Source organism: Pseudomonas sp. JE3303, assembly GCF_056312565.1.
Window position 1 is genome coordinate 1 of the sequence record NZ_JBWGIF010000002.1, and the last position, 19452, is coordinate 19452.

At 65.0% G+C, this 19452-nt stretch carries 16 protein-coding genes; 4 read left to right on the forward strand and 12 right to left on the reverse strand.

Annotated elements, in window-relative coordinates:
- Positions 1-232 precede the first annotated feature (232 nt).
- Complete coding sequence (locus AC0ZZU_RS03435) at positions 233-682, reverse strand: universal stress protein (protein WP_476339134.1); 450 nt, start codon at positions 680-682, stop codon at positions 233-235.
- 153 nt (positions 683-835) lie between these two features.
- Here AC0ZZU_RS03435 and AC0ZZU_RS03440 point away from each other — a divergent pair, with 153 nt between their 5' ends.
- The 4 genes from AC0ZZU_RS03440 to AC0ZZU_RS03455 all read left to right on the forward strand — a co-directional run bounded on the left by AC0ZZU_RS03440 (position 836) and on the right by AC0ZZU_RS03455 (position 5916).
- Positions 836-1741 carry a LysR family transcriptional regulator gene (locus AC0ZZU_RS03440; protein ID WP_476339136.1) on the forward strand — a complete coding sequence of 302 codons (906 nt, stop codon included), beginning with the start codon at positions 836-838 and terminating at the stop codon, positions 1739-1741.
- Positions 1742-1861: 120 nt separating this feature from the next.
- Positions 1862-3403: an MFS transporter gene (locus tag AC0ZZU_RS03445; protein ID WP_476339138.1), complete on the forward strand. Its 1542-nt coding sequence runs from the start codon at positions 1862-1864 to the stop codon at positions 3401-3403.
- 21 nt (positions 3404-3424) lie between these two features.
- A complete protein-coding gene (locus AC0ZZU_RS03450) occupies positions 3425-4486 on the forward strand; it encodes an HlyD family secretion protein (protein WP_476339140.1) in 1062 nt (353 codons plus the stop codon).
- Positions 4483-5916: an efflux transporter outer membrane subunit gene (locus tag AC0ZZU_RS03455; RefSeq protein ID WP_476339141.1), complete on the forward strand. Its 1434-nt coding sequence runs from the start codon at positions 4483-4485 to the stop codon at positions 5914-5916. Before AC0ZZU_RS03450 ends, AC0ZZU_RS03455 begins: the two co-directional genes overlap by 4 nt.
- Positions 5917-6015: 99 nt before the next feature.
- Here the strand turns inward: AC0ZZU_RS03455 and AC0ZZU_RS03460 are convergent, their stop codons facing one another.
- The 11 genes from AC0ZZU_RS03460 to algK all read right to left on the reverse strand — a co-directional run bounded on the left by AC0ZZU_RS03460 (position 6016) and on the right by algK (position 19445).
- Complete coding sequence (locus AC0ZZU_RS03460) at positions 6016-6840, reverse strand: SDR family oxidoreductase (RefSeq protein ID WP_476339143.1); 825 nt, start codon at positions 6838-6840, stop codon at positions 6016-6018.
- 25 nt (positions 6841-6865) lie between these two features.
- Positions 6866-7330, reverse strand: coding sequence for a multidrug transporter (locus AC0ZZU_RS03465; protein ID WP_476339145.1), 465 nt, complete (start codon positions 7328-7330; stop codon positions 6866-6868).
- A gap of 183 nt (positions 7331-7513) precedes the next feature.
- Positions 7514-8968 carry a mannose-1-phosphate guanylyltransferase/mannose-6-phosphate isomerase gene (locus AC0ZZU_RS03470; protein WP_476339147.1) on the reverse strand — a complete coding sequence of 485 codons (1455 nt, stop codon included), beginning with the start codon at positions 8966-8968 and terminating at the stop codon, positions 7514-7516.
- A 35-nt stretch (positions 8969-9003) separates the two neighbouring features.
- A complete protein-coding gene (locus AC0ZZU_RS03475) occupies positions 9004-9651 on the reverse strand; it encodes an alginate O-acetyltransferase AlgF (protein ID WP_476339149.1) in 648 nt (215 codons plus the stop codon).
- 14 nt (positions 9652-9665) lie between these two features.
- On the reverse strand, positions 9666-10823 hold the full coding sequence (locus AC0ZZU_RS03480; protein ID WP_476339151.1) for an alginate O-acetyltransferase: 1158 nt from the start codon (positions 10821-10823) through the stop codon (positions 9666-9668).
- A 10-nt stretch (positions 10824-10833) separates the two neighbouring features.
- Entirely contained in the window at positions 10834-12291 is a 1458-nt protein-coding gene (locus AC0ZZU_RS03485) for an MBOAT family O-acyltransferase (protein WP_158459909.1), read from the reverse strand.
- Between the two features lie 99 nt (positions 12292-12390).
- Positions 12391-13494, reverse strand: a complete 1104-nt coding sequence (locus tag AC0ZZU_RS03490; protein ID WP_476339153.1) for a mannuronate-specific alginate lyase — start codon at positions 13492-13494, stop codon at positions 12391-12393.
- Positions 13495-13501: 7 nt separating this feature from the next.
- A complete protein-coding gene (locus AC0ZZU_RS03495) occupies positions 13502-14950 on the reverse strand; it encodes an alginate O-acetyltransferase (protein ID WP_476339155.1) in 1449 nt (482 codons plus the stop codon).
- Positions 14947-16524 (reverse strand): mannuronan 5-epimerase AlgG, encoded by a 1578-nt coding sequence (gene algG / locus AC0ZZU_RS03500; RefSeq protein ID WP_476339157.1) that lies wholly within the window; start codon positions 16522-16524, stop codon positions 14947-14949. Before algG ends, AC0ZZU_RS03495 begins: the two co-directional genes overlap by 4 nt.
- Before the next feature lie 30 nt (positions 16525-16554).
- A complete protein-coding gene (locus tag AC0ZZU_RS03505) occupies positions 16555-18033 on the reverse strand; it encodes an alginate export family protein (protein WP_476339159.1) in 1479 nt (492 codons plus the stop codon).
- Positions 18030-19445: an alginate biosynthesis TPR repeat lipoprotein AlgK gene (algK, locus tag AC0ZZU_RS03510; RefSeq protein ID WP_476339489.1), complete on the reverse strand. Its 1416-nt coding sequence runs from the start codon at positions 19443-19445 to the stop codon at positions 18030-18032. Before algK ends, AC0ZZU_RS03505 begins: the two co-directional genes overlap by 4 nt.
- Between the last annotated feature and the right edge of the window lie 7 nt (positions 19446-19452).

Genomic DNA, 19452 nt, shown 5'->3' on the forward strand with positions numbered 1-19452 from the left:
CGCGATCGGCGGCGAAGCCGTCGTAAGACCTGTACAGGTACTTACCTGGCTCATCGCAGGTGCATGTTTTGCGACGGCTTCGCCGCCGATCGCGGGACAAGCCCGCTCCCACGGATTCGCCGCCGATCGCGGGACAAGCCCGCTCCCACGGATTCGCCGCCGATCGCGGGACAAGCCCGCTCCCACAGGATTCGCCGCCGATCGCGAGGACGGAGCCAAGCTGTGGGCAGGCTTATCCTGCGCGACCCACCAACACCGCGCATTCCACCCGGTCGATCACCTTCACGCTGATCGAGGGATCCAGCAACCGCCCCAGCCGCGACATGTGCCGGTGCCCCATGACGATGAGCTCGCAGCCCAGCGCCTCGGCCTGGCCGACGATGGCGTCGACCGGGTCCGCCGCGACCAGCTTGCCTTCGCAGGTGAACCCGCTCTCGCGCAAGCCGGTGACGGCCTTGAGCATGGCGGCATCGCCCAGGCGCTGTTCTTCACAGGCGGCGGGATACTCCTGTTCCTCGTCCAGGCGTATGGGGGCGAGGTGGTCGTGTACGGCAAAGGTCGAGTCGATGGCCAGCAGCACGTGCAGGTGATGCGTGCCGGGCTGGCAATAGCGGCGGGCAAGGTCGAGCAGGCTGCTGGCGTCGGGGGAGGCGTCGATGGCGATCAGGACGTGGCTGGGCATGCGGTCTCCATGGGATCAAGGTCAATCCGGCATTCTTGTGCATGCACAATCATCGATAAATGGCCTGCCATGCACTCTGTAGTTGTGTCGGGCGCAAACCGGACAAGCTGGTAATATTTCCCGATCCCGTCACCGCACATGGAACCCCCGGCAATGCAGCTCCCGGATATGAACCTGCTGGTCGCACTCGATGCCCTGCTCGATGAGGGCAGCGTGGTCGGCGCGGCGCAGCGCATGAACCTCAGCCCGGCGGCCATGAGCCGCACGCTGGGGCGGATTCGCGATGCCATGGGTGACCCGATCCTGGTGCGCGCGGGCCGCGGCCTGGTGCCGACGCCCCGGGCGCTGGCACTGCGCGAACAGGTGCGGGCGCTGGTGGAGCAGGCCGGTCAGGTGTTTCGCAACGGCCCTGAGGTCGAGCTGGCCAACCTCGACCGGGCCTTCAATATCCGCACCAACGACCTGTTCATCGCCCTCTATGGCGCGCAGCTGCTGCGCATGATGCACGAGCAGGCGCCGCAGACGGTGCTGCGCTTCGTGCCCGAAAGTGGCGGCGACGATGATGCGCTGCTGCGCGATGGCCGCACTGACCTGATCATCAGCTCGACCATCGACCTGGGCCCGGAGATCAAGGTGCAGAGCCTGTTCAATACGGTCTACGTTGGCCTGGCCCGGCGCGACCACCCGATTTTCGATGACGAGATCACCCCAGAGCGCTTTGCCGCCTTCCCGCAGATCAGCGTGTCGCGGCGGGGGCGGGCCAATGGGCCTATCGATGTGGAGCTGGCCAACTACAAAGTGCGGCGTCGGGTTGCCTTGATTACCCCGAGCTTTCATTCGGCGATGTTCTCGCTGCCCGACTCTGACCTGCTGCTTCCGATGCCCGCCAATATCCTCAGCAGCGTGACCAAGCTCGGCCTGCCGCTGCGCTCGTTCCAGATCCCATTGCCGATGGAGCGGGTGACCGTGATGCAGGCCTGGCATCCACGACACGACAACGATCCCGCCCATCGCTGGCTTCGCCAGACCCTCAAGGTCTGCTGCAGCGTCGATCCATAGCCTTTCCAGAGCGCTCGATTGCGTTTGACGCAACAGTAAAGTGCCGATATGTCAGTTTTAATCAGCATTCAGGGTTCTTAAAATTGTCCCTGGAAAATTTGTTGCCGGAGATTTCATCCCATGAGTTCGCTGACCGCGCCTGCCGCTGCGCTCGCTGCCGCCCCCGTGGCCAGCCCGCCCGTGCCCGCGGCTTTCGATCTGCGCGTGGTGATCGGGCTGTTCGGCGTGCTACTGGCGGTGCTTTGCGCTGGCCTCAATGAGACGGTCACCAAGGTATCGCTGGCCGATATCCGCGGCGCGATGGGCATTGGCGCCGACGAGGGCGCCTGGCTGCTGGCGGTGTATGCCGCCGCCTCAGTGTCGGCCATGGCCTTTTCGCCCTGGCTGGCGACGACCTTTTCGTTGCGCCGCTACACCCTGTGCGCCATCGGCGCCTTTGCCGTGCTCGGCCTGGTCCAGCCGTATGCGCCGGACCTGCACAGCCTGATGCTGCTGCGGGTGCTGCAGGGCCTGGCCTCTGGTGCGATGCCGCCGATGCTGATGAGCGTAGCGCTGCGTTTTCTACCCCCGGGCATCAAGATCTATGGCTTGGCCTGCTATGCCCTGACCGCCACCTTCGGGCCGAACCTGGGTACGCCCTTGGCGGGACTCTGGACCGAATACGTCGGCTGGCAGTGGGCGTTCTGGCAGATCGTGCTGCCTTCGTTGCTGGCGATGGCCTGCGTCGCCTGGGGCCTGCCCCAGGACCCGCTGCGCCTGGAGCGCTTCAGGCAGTTCGACTGGCGCGGCGTGGTGCTTGGCCTGCCAGCGATCTGCTCGCTGGTGATCGGCCTTAGCCTGGGCGACCGCTGGGGCTGGTTCGATTCGCCGCTGATCTGCTGGCTGCTCGGCGGCGGCAGCCTCCTGCTGGTGCTGTTTCTGTTCAACGAATGGTCCGAGCCGCTGCCGTTCTTCCAACTGCGCATGCTCGGCCGGCGCAACTTGAGCTTTGCCTTGCTGACCCTGGCCGGGGTACTGATCGTGCTGTCTGGGGTGAGCAGCATTCCCTCGGGCTATCTGGCGCAGATACAGGGCTACCGCCCGGCGCAGACCAGCCCGCTGATGATGCTGGTGGCCATGCCGCAACTGCTGGCGCTGCCGCTGGTGGCGGCGCTGTGCAATATCCGCGGGGTGGATTGCCGCTGGGTGCTGGCCGCAGGCCTGGCCATGCTCGCCCTGTCGTGCCTGGGCAGCAGCCAGCTGACGTCGGAGTGGATCCGCGACGACTTCTACACGCTCTATTTGCTTCAGGTGTTTGGCCAGCCGATGGCCGTTCTGCCGCTGCTGATGCTGTCCACCAACGGCATGAGCCCGCAGGATGGTCCCTTTGCCTCCGCCTGGTTCAACACGGTCAAGGGCCTTGCGGCAGTGATCGCCGCAGGTTTGCTGGATGCCCTGGGCACCGTGCGCCGGCATTTTCACTCCAACCACCTGGTGGACAGCCTTGGCAATTCCCCGCTGGTCGATGACCGCACCCCAGGCCTGGCCCACCGCATTCATGAACAGGCCGTGGTACTGACCTCGGCCGACCTTTACCTGGTCATGGCGATGATCGCCGTGGCCCTGATCTGCCTGATTCCCTTCGTGCCTACCCGGGTCTACCCACCCCGCGCGGTGGCCTGATCCCTGGATGAGACTGCTGAAATGACCAACAACCGTAAAACCCTCCTGATCGGCTCGGTACTTGCCGTGGCCGTGCTGGCCGGCCTGTTCGGCCCCTGGCTGCTGGGCAGCGATCACGAGCAGAGCACCAACGACGCCTATGTGATTGCCGACTACACCGTGGTCGCGCCCAAGGTCGCGGGTTTCATCAAGGACGTACTGGTGCAGGACAACCAGCAAGTCAAGGCCGGCCAGTTGCTGGCGCTGATCGACGAGCGCGACTACCAGGCCGCCCTCGACGCCGCCCAGGCGCAACTGCTGGTGGCCAAGGCACAGAGTGAAGACGCCCGCGCTACCCTCGACCGCCAGGGCTCGATGATCGCCCAGGCCCAGGCCGCGGTCAGCGCCGCCCAGGCCGAGACAGCGTTCGCCAATCACGAAGTGGCCCGCTACAGCCGCCTCGCCGAGCAAGGCGCCGGCACCGTGCAGAACGCTCAACAGGCGCGCAGCCGCGTTGACCAGGCCAAGGCACGCCTGGCCAACACCCAGGCGGCATTGCTGGCAGCGCGCAAGCAGGTCGATATCCTCAACGCCCAGGTGGCCAGTGCCGACGGCCAGCTCAAGCGCGCCGAAGCCGGGGTCGAGCGGGCCAACCTCGACCTGTCCTATACGCGCATCGTGGCACCCGTCGACGGCATGGTCGGCGAGCGTGCGCTGCGTGTCGGTGCCTACGTCAATCCGGGCGCGCGCCTGCTCTCGGTAGTGCCGCTGAGCCAGGCCTATGTAGTCGGCAACTTCCAGGAAACCCAGCTGACCCATGTGCAGCCAGGCCAGCCGGTGAGCATCAGCGTCGATACCTTCTCGGGCGAAACCCTGCGCGGGCATGTCGAAAGCATCGCGCCCGCCACCGGCGTGACCTTCGCAGCGGTCAAGCCCGACAACGCCACCGGCAACTTCACCAAGGTGGTGCAACGCATCCCGGTGAAGATCGTCTTCGACGCCGACCAGCCGCTGCTCGACCGCCTGCGCGTCGGCATGTCGGTCGAGGCAGTCATCGACACCCGGGGCGACACACTGCACGGCGCAGAGGTGAGCGCACGATGAAACCTGCATTACGCCTCAGCCCCTTGCTGCTTGCACTGGCGATGGCAGGCTGCACGCTCGGCCCGGACTTCAAGCGTCCCGACGGCCAGGCGCCCAGCGACTGGGCCGCGCTGCAGGGCGAGGCCGCGCCCAGCCAGCCGGCCGCCGAGCCACTGGAAATGCGCTGGTGGGAGAACTTCCACGATGCCCGTCTCAGCGCTTTGATCGACCGGGTTGCCGAGCGCAACCTCGACCTGCGCATCGCCAGCGCGCGGCTGCTGCAAAGCCGCGCCTTGCGCAGCACCATCGCTGCCGACGAAACGCCGTCAGTGGGTCTGGATGCCGGCTACAACCGCGCCCGCAACAGCGCCGAAGGCCTGAGCGACCCGTCGGGCAACAGCGGCAAGCAGGCCTTCGATCTCTGGCAGGGCGACTTCACCGCCAGCTGGGAGCTCGACCTCTGGGGCCGTGTGCGGCGCCAGGTCGAAGCGGCGGACGCTTCGGTGCAGGTGGCCGAGAATGACCGGCGCGGAGTGCTGCTGGCATTGCTGTCGGAAACTGCGGGCGACTACATCCGGTTGCGTGCGGTACAGCGCACCTTGCAAGTGACCCATGACAACCTGGGCGTAGCCCGGCACGGTTTGAGGCTGTCGCAGCAGCGCCAGGACGAAGGTGTCGCCACCCGCCTGGACGTGGCCCAGGCCAGCGCCCAGGTGGCGTCGATCGAAGCGCGTCTACCCACCCTCGAAGCACGCCAGGCCGACCTGATAAACGCCCTGAGCCTGCTCGCCGCACAACCCCCACGCACACTCCAGGCCGAGCTGCTGCAACCCGGTGACCTGCCAGCGCCGCAGCAGCGCTTCGCCATTGGCGTGCCGTCGGAACTGGCCGAGCGCCGTCCGGACATCCGCCAGGCCGAAGCCCGGCTGCACGCCGCCACGGCGAGCATCGGCGTGGCGAAGGCCGACTTCTACCCCAGTATCCGCCTGTCCGGCAGTGTCGGTTTCCAGGCGTTGCAGCTGAGTGATTTCGGCGGTTGGGATTCACGTCGGTTCGGTATCGGCCCGCAACTGAGCCTGCCAATCTTCGAAGGCGGCCGACTCAAAGGCACGCTCGAGCTGCGCGAAGCCCAGCAGCAGGAAGCCGCGTTGCATTACCAGCAGGTGGTGCTGCATGCCTGGCACGAGATCGACGACGTGCTGCGCCTGTACAACGCCAGCCAGTTGCGCCGTGACCATCTGGCCGAGGCCGTGCGCCAGAATCGCATCGCCCTTGAAACCGCCCAGGCCCAGTACATCGAAGGCGCGGTGGATTTTCTCAACGTGCTGAGTGTGCAGAGCGCGCTGCTGGCCAGCGAAGAGCAGTGGATCGACAGCTCCGCCGCGGTGTCGCAGGCGATGGTAGGGCTGTACAAGGCGCTGGGTGGAGGGTGGCAGGCGTTCGAGGCCTGAGGGCTAGCATGGGTCGGATAGATGTTTTGTCTGTCCCGGCCTCTTCGCTGGCTTGCCAGCGAAAGGGCCGGACCTGGCGCCGGAAAAACCTGGCCTTGGCTAAAGCGGCCGCAACAACCCAAACCGCTTCTTCAGCACCGTGTCCAGCACCCGCTGCGGCAGCAGCCGGGCCAGCAGCGGCAGCGCGGTACTACCATTACCCAACCGCACCAACCCCGGCACAGGCACCTTGCGAGTCGCCGCCAGCACCCCCTGGGCAAACACCGCCGCTGCCGTGGGCCGATCCTGCGACGCCCGTGCCCGCGCCTGCACATGTTCACGCAACGGCCACCACGGCGACTCCGCTGCCAGCACCTCCTCAGCCTGACGCTGGGCGTTGCTCGCAAACTGCGAAGCGATAGCCCCCGGCTGCACCTCCATCACACTGATCGAAAACGGCGCCAGCTCCAGGCGCAAGGCATCGCTCAAGGCATGCACCGCGGCCTTCGACGCGCAGTAGGCGCCCGCGAACGGGGTGACCAGCACCCCCGAAACGCTGCCGATATTGACCACCAGCCCACGCGAGCGGCGCAGCAGCGGGAACAGCGCGCGGGTCACGCCGACCAGGGCGAAGACGTTGGTCTCGAATTGCTGGCGCATGGCATCGACACCGCCGTCCAGCAGAGGCCCCATGGCGCCGTACCCGGCATTGTTGATGAGGATATCCAGCCCGCCAAGACGGTCGTCCAGTTCCTCGGCCAGTGCTCGCAGGGCATTGGCGTCGTTCACGTCAAGCGGCCTGGCATTGAAGCCTGCGGCGGCCAGTACCTCGACATCTGCAGGCTTGCGCGCGGTCGCCCAGACCTCATGGCCCGCGTCGCGATAGGCATCGGCAAGGGCGCGGCCGATGCCGCTGGAACAACCGGTGATAAGAACGGTGGGCATGGAAGGATCTCGCGGTGGGTAATGATCAGTTGGCGAAGCTGCCTTGCAGGTGCTCGGCGCGGAATTCCAGCGTCTGCGGGCGGTAGCCCGAGCGCAGGGGTGGCAGGGGAAGGCAATCGCTCCACTCGGCGTCCGGCTGCAGTTCGCCGGGACCGCGGTAGCGAGGGGCGCTGTAGGTGTTTTCGGCAAGGTTGACCGTGTCGCCCGGCGCATACGCCGCAACCCGCCAGCGCAGTGCTTGCAGCGGGACGTCGTTGGCGTTCTTCATGCGCACCTGCAGGGCGCGGTCGGCGGGGCATTGGTCCGGGGCGTAGGCCAGGCGCAGGTCGAGGCGAGCCAGTTGCGTGGATTCGCGATTATCCTGCCAGACCACCCACAGTGCCACGAGACCGAGGCCAAGCACGGCGGACAGGGAAATGGGCAGGGCCTTGGCCGGGTAGCGCAGGAGCAGCACCAGCCAGGTGAGGATGAGCAGGGCACCGATGAGCATGGACACGGACCTTGTTGGCGCGGGGTCAGGTCATCGTAGCGGGAAATGCGGTCGGGCTCAAAAAAGCGGGAGGGCCGCTACGCGGCCATTGCGGGACAAGCCCGCTCCCACTGGTATATCGCAGTCCTGCTTTCAGCGCAGTACCTGTGGGAGCGGGCTTGTCCCGCGATAGGGCTGCCGCGTTTACTGCGCGATGGTCTTCACCGAAACCCCACGCTCGATTGGCGTGGAGCTGCGGCCATACACATCCTCGAACCGCTCGATGTCGTCCTCGCCCAGGTAGCTGCCGGATTGCACTTCGATGATTTCCAACGGGATCTTGCCCGGGTTGCGCAGGCGGTGGATCGAGGCGATGGGGATGTAGGTCGACTGGTTCTCGGTCAGCAGGAACACGTTCTCGTCACAGGTCACCTCGGCGGTGCCGGAAACCACGATCCAGTGCTCGGCGCGGTGGTGGTGCATCTGCAGCGACAGGCTGGCGCCAGGCTTGACGGTGATGTGCTTGACCTGGAAACGGCCGCCCATGTCCACCGAGTCATACGAACCCCACGGGCGGTACACCTCGCAGTGGTTCTGGGTCTCGCTGCGGCCTTGCTTGTCGAGGGTATTGACCATCTGCTTGACGCCCTGGACCTTGTCCTTGTGGGCAATCATCATCGCGTCCTTGGTCTCGACCACGACGATGTTCTCGAGCCCGATCACCGACACGAGCTTGCCGTTGCCATGGATCATGCAGTTGTGGCTGTCCTGCACCACCACATCGCCCTTGGTGACGTTGCCGTTGTCGTCTTTTTCATGCACATCCCACAGCGACGACCAGCAGCCCACATCGCTCCAGCCGGCCGACAGCGGCACCACGCACGCGCGCTGGGTCTTTTCCATCACCGCGTAGTCGATGGAGTTGTCCGGGCAGCAGGCGAAGGTCGCTTCGTCGATGGCCACGGTGTCGCCGGTCTCCTCGCTGCGCTCCAGGGTCAGCAGGCAGGTGTCGTAGATGTCCGGGTCGTGCTTTTTCAGCTCTTCGAGGAAGCGGCTGGCACGGAACAGGAACATGCCGCTGTTCCAGAAGTAGCCGCCGGCGCGGACAAACTCGTTGGCGCGTTTTTCGTCAGGCTTCTCGACAAACTGGGCAACGCGGGCAACACCCTCGGGCAGCAGGGCGTCCTGGCTCGAACGGATATAGCCGTAGCCGGTTTCGGGCTTGGTCGCCGGGACGCCGAACAGCACCATCTCGCCACGCTCTGCGGCCACGGTGGCCAAGGCCAGGGCGCGTTGCAGGGCTTTCTGGTCGTCGATCACGTGGTCGGCCGGCAGCACCAGCATCAGCTCGTCACGGCCTTCGTTGACCAGCTTCATCGCGGTGATGGCGACAGCCGGTGCAGTGTTGCGCCCGAAGGGTTCCATGAGGATGGCCTGGGTCTCCAGCTTGAGGCCGTCCAACTGCTCGTTGACGATGAACTTGTGGTCCTTGTTGCACACCACGATCGGGGTATCCATGCCTTCGAACACCAGGCGTTCCAGGGTCTGCTGGAACAAGGTGTGCTCGCCGGTCAGGGCCAGGAACTGCTTGGGGAACTGCTTGCGCGACAGAGGCCACAGACGCGAACCGCTACCACCAGAAAGAATTACCGGGATCATGTTGTTTCTCCAAAGGTTCGATAGGGGGCAGAGGATCAGTTGGTGGACACTGGGCGGGTAACCCAGACCGGCGACAGGCTGCTGCCTTTGCCGGTTACGTACAGCACGGCTGCTTCGCCGCGTTCCAGGGCGACCGGCTTGAGGTCGCTGACTTTCTTGTCGCCTTCATACAGGGCCATGTTGACCTTGACCGGGTTGATCTCGCGCTCGCCACGGCCCTTGGCGGCCACTGGCTTGACCACTTCGGTCTTGCCATCGGCGGTCTTGAGGGTCAGCGACTTGTCGGTGAGGTTCTGCACCCGCACCAGAGCCTTCTGCTTGTTCTTGAACGGCGGTTCTTCGATCAGCTGCGGGCTGCCGCTGCCGTTGTTGACCAGGGTGTAGTACTTGTCGGCGGCAAGCTTGACCGGGACGGTCTGGCTGCCGACCTTGGCGCTGTAGTCGCCTTGGGGCATGAAGCTGAAATCGCTGCTGCCCTGGGCGCCGACCTGGCTGATGGACGTGTTGCCGACATTGGCCGCCACAGGCGTGCTGGTGGCGTTGTACAGGCGCACGAAGGTCGAGCCCTTCGGCGCGCTAGGGCCGTACAAGGCAGCGTCGGCACCGGCGAATGCCTGCAGCGACAGCACGCTGAGGCCAGCGGCGAGGGTCAGGGCTTTGGCGATGGAAGTCTTGGTGGTCATGTGCGTTTTCCTCTTCAGTGGTCCGTCCGATTGGACGACAGAGCCAGGTTTTCTTCGGATTTACGGGTGTTTTTCAGCTGCGCGATCCACTGCGGATCGAACGCGCTGAGGTCGTTTTTCATTGGCAGATATCGTTCAGGAAACTCCCAGACCAGCACCTGTGGGGCATTGGTCTTGAAAGCATCGCTTTGCAGGTACTTGAGCATCGGCAGCAGCGGGCCATGGCCGTCTTCGGCGTAATTGACCACGTCGCTGCCCAGTGCCTGCTGCAAGGCGCCGAGGAAGTTCCAGTGCGGGTTGGCGCTGTAGCTGGTGCCCACCAGCGCCACCGGGATCTGGGCGTCGTCGAACAGGGCATCGCCGCTGTCGCCCGGGCCTTCGACGGGGCGGGTGCTGCGCTGCTGCAGGGTGTCGGGGTCGGGCAGCAGATTGCTGAACAGCGGGTCGAGCGGCAGGAAGTTGGTCAGGTCGCCCTTGTACGGCGCGCTGTTGCCGGTCTCGGTGACAAACGCCTGTGGCTCGCCGCTGAGCAGGCTCTGGCGGGTGACCGCTTCGGCCAGCGTCTGGGCAGCGACTTCGGCGCCCATCGGCGTCCAGTGGGTATCGGTACGCAGGAACACCTGGCCGCGGGCCTTGGCCGCTTGCATCGGTGCCAGCAGGTCCGGAGCGAACACACCGGCCTGCCGGGCATCGGCGTGGAAACGGTTGTACAGGTCGCTGTGCAGGCTGGCGGGTGCCTCGGCGCCGATATGCTCGGAGTACAGCCGCGCCTTGGCCGGGACGATCGCCAGCACCAGCTGCACGCCATTGCGTTGCAGGGTGTCGCGCACGCCGCGGATCAGGGCGAGGTTGTCTTGCATCAACTGGTCGGCGCCAGCGGTCGGCTTGAATTCCTCGTCCGAGAACAGCCATTCATCGCGACCCAGCACCACGCCAGGGCGGCCTTCGTTGAACAGCTTGAAGTCCAGCGCCGCCCACAGGTTGGTGCTGATGCGCTTGATGGGGAACTCGTCGTCGTAGTGGGTCTCGGCGGCCTTGGCCAGCTTGCCGTCGAGCACGCTCATCTGCGGGGTACGCTGGAAGCTGCTCAAGCCTCCCAGCGACCACAGTCCCAGCGCCAGCAGCAGGCCAAGAAACAGCAGCGAGTAGAAGATGCGTAAAGTCCGGGTCATGTCATCGGCCTCAGAACTGGAAGTACAGGAACGGCGAGTAGCTTTGCGCCGAGAGCTTGAGGATCGATGCCGCGAACAGCGCCAGTACCAGGGTGCGGCTCAGCACGCGGGTCCAGTCCATGCTCATCGTGCCGTCGGCATGCACCGCCACCGGGGTTGCCTTCGGCGTCGGCTTGGCATTGCGATAGAAGTCGCGCAGGCCGAAGAAGGCGAGGGTGGCGTAGGCCACGGCCAAGGTGGCGACCTGCAGGCCGGTGAGGTTGGCGCGGTTGAGCTCCGAGAGTTCCCACTCACCGAAGCTGAACATGGCGCCGTACATGCGCGCGGCCACATGCAGGTTCTCGGCGCGGAAGATTACCCAGCCGACCACGACCAGCAGGAAGGTGAAGGCCCACTTGACCGGATTGAAGCGCTGCGGATTGGTGTCCAGGCCCAGTGCCCGTTCGATCGCCAGCCACATGCCGTGCCAGGCGCCCCAGATGATGTAGGTGAAGTTGGCACCGTGCCACAGGCCGCCCAGCAGCATGGTCAGGAACAGGTTGCGGTAGGTGTTGAAGGTGCCTTTGCGGTTGCCGCCCAGGGTGATGTACAGGTAGTCGCGCAGCCAGGTCGACAGGCTGATGTGCCAGCGCCGCCAGAACTCGGTGATCGACTGGCTGATGTAGGGCTGCTTGAAGTTCTCCATGAAGCGGAAGCCCATCATCAGGCCCAGGCCGATGGCCATGTCGCTGTAGCCGGAGAAGTCGAAGTACAGCTGCGCGGTGTAGGCCAGGGCGCCAAGCCAGGCGTCGCCCGTGGTCGGGTTCTGCAGGGCGAAGCAGTGGTCGGCCACCACGGCCAGGGTGTCGGCGATGAACACTTTCTTGATGAAGCCCTGCATGAAGCGCGTGCAGCCTTCGGAGAACTTGTCCAGCGTGTGGGTGCGATGGTTGAACTGGTCGGCCAGGTCCTTGAAGCGCAGCACGGGACCGGCGATCAGGTGCGGGAAGATGGCCACGAACGCTGCGAAGTCGATCAGGTTGCGCGTGGCCGGGGTATCACCGCGGTACACGTCGATGATGTAGCTGATCGACTCGAAGACATAGAACGAGATACCGATCGGCAGCAGCACGTGGGTCAGGATGAAGGGCTCCAGGCCCATCGACGTCATGATCTCGTTGATGCTGTCGACGCCGAAGTTGGCGTACTTGAAGTAGCCCAGGATGCACAGGTCGACGGCAACGCCGAGCAGCAGCCAGCGCTGGGCCGGCTTGGTGCGCACGCCAGCGGCGCCCACTTTCAGGCCGATCCAGTAGTTCCACAGGGTGACCCCGGCGAACAGCGCCAGGAAGTCGATCCGCCACCAGGCGTAGAAGACGTAGCTGGCGAGCAGCAACAGCAGGTTGCGGTAGCGTTGCCCGCTCAGGTAGTACAGGCCGAGGAATATCGGCAAGAACAGGAACAGGAACACGTTCGATGAAAAGACCATCCCGGTTCTCCTAATTGTTGTTCATATCAGGGGCAGCAGCCCCCCCAAACCCCCCGCGCTGAAACGCAAGAGGCACATAGATCTCCTACAGGTACCGCGTTATTTCTTGTCTTCAGCCTGCGGGTCGTAGACCCGGGTCATGTCACCACCCAACCGGAAACTGTTGAACGGCTGCATGTGGTGCTTGCGCTCCAGGGTGTCGTTGTTGCACTGGTACAAGCTGCACCACGGCTCCAGCCACACGTACTTGCTGTGGATCTTGAGGTCATGCATGTTCTGCTGCTCGCCACTCTTGGCCTTGAACGCGCTGGAGTCGCGCGAGCCGAGCAGCACTTTCTGGCCCAGGCGCTGCAGCGCATTGTTGTTCTCGCTGCGCAGGTCCACGCCGTTGGCCTTGGCAAAGCTTGCGATCATCGCCAGCGGCGGCAGGGCGTAGTTGTGGTAGGCGAGGGCGCGCTTCTTGCGTTTCAGCTCGTTGGGCAGGAAACCCTGCGCATCGACCTGGTTGGCGCCAACCTTGAATTCCTTTACCGCCCAGTCGAACAGGTCGCGGCGGTCGGTGGCCACGGCGGTGGCCATCACCGACCAGGCCGCCCAGTAGCTGTGGTTGTTGATCTTCTCCAGCGGCAGGTCGCTCCAGTCGCGCACGGTCTGCTCGGCCAGCCGTGCGAACCAGCGTTCGATGGCCTCGGCCTCGGCCTGGTGCGCGGCCAGCGGCCGGGCGTTGGAGAATTTCAGGCGCAGCCACGACGAGCTCATGCTGCCCAGCGCCCATTTGCGCATCGACTTGCCGGTGTGGTTGTAGTCGGTCGACATCAGTGCATCGGCACGCGCCCAGCTGCCCAGCCACGACAGGGTGCAGTCGAGCTGTTGCGCACGGCCATCGCGCATGTACTGGCCGACCATCTTGGCCACGCCGCGCTCGAGCGTGGTGATGTCGGCGGTGGAGTCGCGGAAGGCTTTTTCCGAGACCGTGTTCAACGTCGCGCGGGCCTTGTCCGAACCCTCGTACTTGCTGCGGAACTGCAGCGAACGGGTATAGGGCGTGGGCACCGCTTCGCACGTGAAGTTGTTTTCACCGGTCTTGATCTTCTCGATCCCCGCGTAGTAACCCTGCGGGGGGACCAGGGCAGCCTGGGCGGCAGTGCCGAACAGGGCCAGGGTGAGCAAGGCCGGAGCGCCGAATTTGCGATAGGTCTTCATGTTCGCCTCACTGGCCGGCATGCGCGGTGTGTTGCGCGCTGCTGGCGAAGTTGTTGCGTTTGCAGAGCTTGGCATCGACTTTCTGGGTGCCGCTTTCCGGGCCCTGGAGTTCGACGGCGAGCAGGGTCTGGCCCGCCCAGTCCTCGTCCTCGCGCAGCTGGAAGACAAAGCGGCCGTCGGTGTCGGAGGTTTCCGGCTTGTCGATCTTGATGTCCTCGTGGCGGCCGTTGAGGTACCAGAGGGTGGCCTGCAAGGTCTTGACCGACGTGTCCTCGAAGCGGATGTCCATCTGCAGGTTGCGGTTGACCAGGTCCTTGATCACGCCGCCCTTGCCATTGACCATCAGCTCGTTCTTGCCAGGCTTGAGCGTGGTGCTGGCGCTCATCTGGGCCGGACGGTCTTCGCAGCCGTTGTCGAGCAGGCCGAGCATCTGCCGCCAGATGGTTTCCTGGTCCAGGCGGTACAGCGGCGAGAATTCCCAGACGAGGATCTTCGGCGGGTTGTTCTTGAATTCCTCGCTGCCCAGGTACTGGATCATCGCGCCTTCAAGACCGCCACCGGGGAAGGCGACGTTGAGCACGTCGGCGCCGATGTACTGCTGCAGGAAGCCCGAGAAGTTGTAGTTCTTGCCGCTGTGGCTGGTGCCGACCAGGGTGATCTGCGGGTTGCCGGAGTCGCCGAACAGGTCGTCGCCACCGCTCTCGCCCTTGGGCTCGGTGCTGAACTGGTCCATGTACTGCACCGCGTAGCTGGTGCTGCACAACTGGCCTGCGACGTTGTGCAGGGTGCCGGTCTTGCCCATGCGGCCAGAGGTGTGAGTCTCGAACTCGCGGCGCGGAATATCGGCGAAGGCAGGCATCTTGTGCACGGTGTCGGCGACGATCCTGGCCGCGCGCTCGGCGCCGTACGGTGTCCAGTGCTGGTCACCGCGGAAGTAGAAGTCCTTGCCCTGGTCGGCGGCCGCCAGCTGCTCGTTGGTCAGCGGCGACAGGTCGGGCACGTTGTACCCCATCTTGCTGAAGCGCCCGAGCATGGCCTGGTAGTTGTGCAGCGCCTTCTGGTAGTCGAAGGCGGCCTTGTCCTCTGGCTTGAGCATGTTGCGGTTCACCAGGCCACGGGTCGGCTGGTAGACCACCACCAGCTCGATGCCACGTGCCTTGAAGGCGTCGTGGATCTGCTGCAGGCGCTTGTAGCCGGCTGCGCTGGTGTCGAACTCGGTGCGCAGGTCTTCACGGGTACGGAACAGCCAGTCACCCTGGGCTTGCACCAGGGTGGTGAAGTTCTGCTGGTAGCGGGTGGTGTAGCGGCTGGCGTCGTGCGCCTCGGGGCACAGCTGGCAGCAGGGCTCGGCGGTAAAGCTTGGCGCCTGCACCGTGTCGCCTGCGCTCGCGCCATTGCTGATCGCCAGGAGAGCGGCGCCCAGGCCAAGCAGTTTGATCAGGTGTGGGGTGGTCATGGTCGGGCTTCCTCATCCAGCATATCGGTCTGGCGTTCGACCGGGTCGATCAGCACGGCTTTCTGCTGGCGTACCAGCAGGTCGAGAATTTCGTCCTGGCGCTCGCCCAGCACACCGTTCAGGCTGATGCCGTTGGACTTGCGCGGCGCCAGCATGGACACGCGGTACAGCTCCACCGAGAGCGGCGAGTCGATCGACAGGGGGCCGCTGCCGTTGGCCGCCAGCTCACCGCCGACCACCAGCAGGGACACCTTGGTGTCGAACGGGTCGAGGTCGATGTCGCGGTCGGTATCGGACAGATCCTTGATGTGCCCGTACACGCCGACCAGGCCATTGGCCATGGCGAGGTTCTCGTACAGGCGGATGTTCACGCTGTTGCGCACGCGGATCCCGTGGCGACGGTTGCTGATCAGCTTGTTGCCCCAGATCAGGTTGTCGCCGCTTTCGTACACGGTGATGCCGTCGGTGTGGTTGCGGTAGATCTCGTTGTAGGCAATGAGGTTGTTGACGCTGTTACGGTCGATCACCACGCCGGAGAGCTTGTTGTCGTAGCTCTTGTTGTTGAAGATCCAGCTGTCGTTGACCTCGCGCGAGATGATGATCCCGTGCTTTTTCTTGGTTCCATACACCGTATTGCCGGCGATGATCAGGCGGTGCGAGCGGTCGTGCGGGTCGATGCCGTAGACGATGTTGTCGCGGTAGGTACTGTCCTTGACCACGAAGTCGCTGGTCTCGTAGCAGTAGAAGCCGTACCACATGTCGCTGAATTCCGAGCCGATGATCCAGCCGGTCGGTTCGGCGCGGCCCATGCGCTTGGCCATGTTGGGCGTGTACTGCGAGATGCTCACGCCATACGACTTGCTCTTGGCGTAGCCGAAGCTGGCCATCTTGGTGTTGACGATGTACGTCTCGGTACCGCCCCAGGACAGCAGGAACGGGCGGAAGGCCGTGGGCGAGCGGAAGGTTGCGGGGCCGTTGGCCTTCTCGCGCCAGCCGGTGACCTTGGTGTCGGTGACGAACAGCTTGCCGTCGTTGACCATGAACGCGCCGCCTTCCTCGGACAGGCGCAGCTCCTTCACCTTGCCGTCGATTTCCAGCACGCCTTTCTGGCCGACCACGATCGGCAGGCGCGCCAGGAAGACGCCCGGCTCGACTTCGTTCAGGTACTGCCTGGGCACCTGCTTGCTCAACTGCGCCATGTCGACATGGCCGTCATCGACGAAGATCGCCTGGGGAATGCCGTGCTGGCGCTGGACCCATTCGGCGGCCTTGTTGTCGCCACCGATGAATTCCTTCAGCGACTCTTCCTGGAGCATGCGGCGCACGCTGACCTTGCCCTTGTGGCGGCGGTCGATCTTTTTCTGTACGGCCTCGGCGGTAAAGCCGGTCAGGTCGGGCAGCTTGGGCGGGTCGAGCAGCAGTGGCTCGATCGGCGCGCTGCTGACGGTGTAGGTCTTGGCGAGCTGAAGTTCCTTGGCGAGCGGCTTGGCCGGCTCGGCCAGGGCGATGCCACCGCTGGCGAGCAGCAGGGCACTGGCCAGCAGGCCACGGCGCAGATTGGGGTGAAGGTTCATGTCATTTCACTCTTCAAGTCATTGCCAGCATCAGAAGCGCCAGATCACATCGACAAAGGCGCGATGCATGTAAGAATCCGCTTCCTTGCCGTAAGCGTCGCCCGGCTTGAACACCCCGCCACGGAAGCGCACCAGCGCCGACGGCTCGTCGATCGACTGGCTCAGCGCGGCCGGCAGCAGGCCCTGCTTGAAGTACTTGGTCACGACCAGGTCCATTTCCTGGCCAAGGTCTTTTTCGCCACGCACCAGCGGACGGCTGATACCACCGTCGTTGACCTCGGCATTGATGCCGCTGCTGCCGATGTTCTGGTCGCCGTCGACGCGCCAGAACTTGTGGTAGACCAGGCTCGCGTCGTAGTCGTCGCGCAGCTGCCAGGAGGTGAACAGCGTGGCGGCCTGCAAGTTGCCCAGCTCGCCGCGGAAGGCTTCGCCGAAGCGGTGTACGCGCGAGCGGGTGCCGGTGAAGTTGGAGCGGTTGCTTTCAAGGCCGGTCTGCTCGAAGTTGCCCGAGCCGTCGTCGCCACCGCCGCCGCTGCCGCGGGCGTACGCGGCGCCGACCTGCCAGTTGGGGTCCAGGCGCAGGCGGATGCCAAGGTCGGTGGCCCAGGCGTTGACGTCACCGCTCTGCTTGCCGCTGGCGACCTGCTCGTTGCCCACGGTGGTGGAGTTCAGGCTGTCGCGGTCACCGGTGAGCCAGGTCAGGCTGCCCCAGTAATTGACGGTGTTCTGGTTGCGCCAGTTGTAGGCGTCGCTGTTGGCCTCCAGGCCCAACCAGGTAAGGTCACCGGTACGGGTCTTGTCGAGTGCGTCGACAGTCTCGCCAACACTCTTGAGCTTGCCGTCGTCATGGGTGTGGTGAGCGCGTACGCCAACCCAGTGGCCGGGTGTCCATTGCGTGGCGATGTCGCCATAGACGTGCAGGCGATCCTTGTCTTCAGGCGCCAGCTCGGTGAGGTCGGTGCGGTACTCGCTGAAGCGCTCGGCCACGCCCAGGTTGGCGCGCAGCAAGGTGGTGTCGAAGGTCCAGTTGAGCGCTTCGATGTTGGTGTCGCGCCACATGCCATCGTCGTTGCGCAGGCGCTGGCGGCCAAGGCGCAGCTGCTCGCCGGGGTAGGCGGTGAGGCCACTGTAGCCGACCCAGAACTCACGCATGGCCAGGTAGCTTTTGTCAGGCACGCGGCTGTCGTCCCCGGACTGCACTTCGCTGCCGTCGTCGGACTGTCGCAGGGTGTCGGTCTCGATGATGTCGGTAGCGGCGACGGCCTGGCCCATGGCGAAGGCGCTCCAGTTGCCACGCTCGCCGTACACCCATGGACGCAGGTCCAGGCCCAGACCGGCGACATCACCGCCCGAGCGGGTGCCCAGGTCGCGGTCGTCTTCGGACTGGCCGGTGATCTTCACGTCCAGGCCGAAGTTCTTTTCGGCAGTCATGTCGGCCAGGGTCGGGCACGACCACAGCAGTGCGAAGCTCAGGCCTATACCGGCCTTCATGAATGGGTTGAGCGTCATAGGGCGTCCTCACCGTCGTCTTCTTCTTGCAGCGCTTCCTGGGCCAGGGCATTGCCGCCCGGGGCCATGGCGCCGCGCGCCTGTTTTTCCTGGGCGAGCAGGCCTTGGGCCTGGCTGCGCTGTTCAGGCGTCAGTTGCTGGTCGAGTTGTTGCAGCAGTTCGGCCGATTGCGGCGATGGTGTGGCCTGCGCGAGCTGCGCGAAGACCCAGGCATTGCCAGGGTTCTGGCGAATGCCGTGGCCTTCGCTGTAGAGCTGGGCCAGGGCGTAGTCGGCGCTGAGCTGGCCACCGCGGGCGGCGCTCAGCAGGTGGTCGACGGCCTTCTGCGGCTCGACCGTGCCGAGGTAACCGCGGCGGTACAACTGGCCCAGGTAGTAATGGGCGCTGATCTCGCCGGCGTTGGCGGCGGACAGCAGGTGCTGTTCGGCCTTTTTTGCGTCGGCGGGCAGCGTCTTGCCTTCGTAGTAGAGGCGGCCCAGCAGCAAGTCGGCGCGAGGCTGCTGCGCCTCGCGGCCTTTCTCGATGTAGCCGAGCAACTGGTCGGTATCGCCCAGTTCGGGGAAGTCATAGAGCAACTGCGCCAGGCTGACCCAGGACGCCGGATTGGCCGGGGCGACCTGTTCGAGCAGGGCCTGGGCGGTTTTTTCGTCGGTCTGGCCCAAGCTGCGGTCGGCCAGCACGCGGGCAACGCTGTCAACCCGGCTGGCCGGTACGGCGCCACGGGCGTGGGCGCTTTTCAGCTGTTCGATCAGCGCGGCCTGCTGCTCGGCCTGGGCGCGTTTCTGGTAGACGGTGGCCAGCTCCACGTAGCAGATGTCGGTGCTCTGCAAGGCGGCCTTGCAGATGCTCTCGACCTCGTCCAGGTGCTGGTCGTAGGTGTTCTGGGTGCGGTACAGGAGCACCTGGGCCAGGCCCGCTTCGGGATTGCCGGCCGCGCGCCACTGATCGATCTGCTGCTGGGCGTTGACCTCAGGGAAACTCTGCGGGTATTGCAGGTAGAGCATCGCCAGCGGGATCAGGGTATTGCTTTCGCCCTGGGTGGCAGCCTGCTTGAGCAGGGTCTCGGCTTCTTCACGCTCGGCCTGGGTGCTGTCGGGCTTGGCCACCAGCAGGCGGCCAAGGCGGGCCTGGGCGCGGGACGAAGTCGCGGCTGCGGCGCGGTATGTCGCCTCGGCCTGCTTGATCTTGGCCGGGTCCTGGGTGGCGACCTGGATGTCCGCGAGGCCAACCTGGGCCTCGCTGTAGCCCAGGTCGGCCAGGGCCTTGTAGTTTTGCTCGGCCAGGGCGGTGTCGCCGCGCTTCATGGCCTCGTTGGCCAGGCGCTGGTCGGGCAGGCCGGCACAGCCGGCCACGGCGACGGCCAGTGCACACAGCCCCAGCCAGCCACAGGTCCCTCGGTGTCCTGAACGCATCATCAGA

Coding starts and splice junctions, on each gene's coding strand:
- AC0ZZU_RS03435 (WP_476339134.1), bottom strand. CDS start 682: ATGCCCAGCCACGTCCTGATCGCCATCGACGCCTCCCCCGACGCCAGC.
- algK (WP_476339489.1), bottom strand. CDS start 19,445: ATGCGTTCAGGACACCGAGGGACCTGTGGCTGGCTGGGGCTGTGTGCA.
- AC0ZZU_RS03480 (WP_476339151.1), bottom strand. CDS start 10,823: ATGACCCGGACTTTACGCATCTTCTACTCGCTGCTGTTTCTTGGCCTG.
- AC0ZZU_RS03485 (WP_158459909.1), bottom strand. CDS start 12,291: ATGGTCTTTTCATCGAACGTGTTCCTGTTCCTGTTCTTGCCGATATTC.
- AC0ZZU_RS03450 (WP_476339140.1), top strand. CDS start 3,425: ATGACCAACAACCGTAAAACCCTCCTGATCGGCTCGGTACTTGCCGTG.
- AC0ZZU_RS03495 (WP_476339155.1), bottom strand. CDS start 14,950: ATGACCACCCCACACCTGATCAAACTGCTTGGCCTGGGCGCCGCTCTC.
- AC0ZZU_RS03490 (WP_476339153.1), bottom strand. CDS start 13,494: ATGAAGACCTATCGCAAATTCGGCGCTCCGGCCTTGCTCACCCTGGCC.
- AC0ZZU_RS03460 (WP_476339143.1), bottom strand. CDS start 6,840: ATGCCCACCGTTCTTATCACCGGTTGTTCCAGCGGCATCGGCCGCGCC.
- AC0ZZU_RS03470 (WP_476339147.1), bottom strand. CDS start 8,968: ATGATCCCGGTAATTCTTTCTGGTGGTAGCGGTTCGCGTCTGTGGCCT.
- AC0ZZU_RS03440 (WP_476339136.1), top strand. CDS start 836: ATGCAGCTCCCGGATATGAACCTGCTGGTCGCACTCGATGCCCTGCTC.
- AC0ZZU_RS03465 (WP_476339145.1), bottom strand. CDS start 7,330: ATGCTCATCGGTGCCCTGCTCATCCTCACCTGGCTGGTGCTGCTCCTG.
- algG (WP_476339157.1), bottom strand. CDS start 16,524: ATGAACCTTCACCCCAATCTGCGCCGTGGCCTGCTGGCCAGTGCCCTG.
- AC0ZZU_RS03505 (WP_476339159.1), bottom strand. CDS start 18,033: ATGACGCTCAACCCATTCATGAAGGCCGGTATAGGCCTGAGCTTCGCA.
- AC0ZZU_RS03475 (WP_476339149.1), bottom strand. CDS start 9,651: ATGACCACCAAGACTTCCATCGCCAAAGCCCTGACCCTCGCCGCTGGC.
- AC0ZZU_RS03455 (WP_476339141.1), top strand. CDS start 4,483: ATGAAACCTGCATTACGCCTCAGCCCCTTGCTGCTTGCACTGGCGATG.
- AC0ZZU_RS03445 (WP_476339138.1), top strand. CDS start 1,862: ATGAGTTCGCTGACCGCGCCTGCCGCTGCGCTCGCTGCCGCCCCCGTG.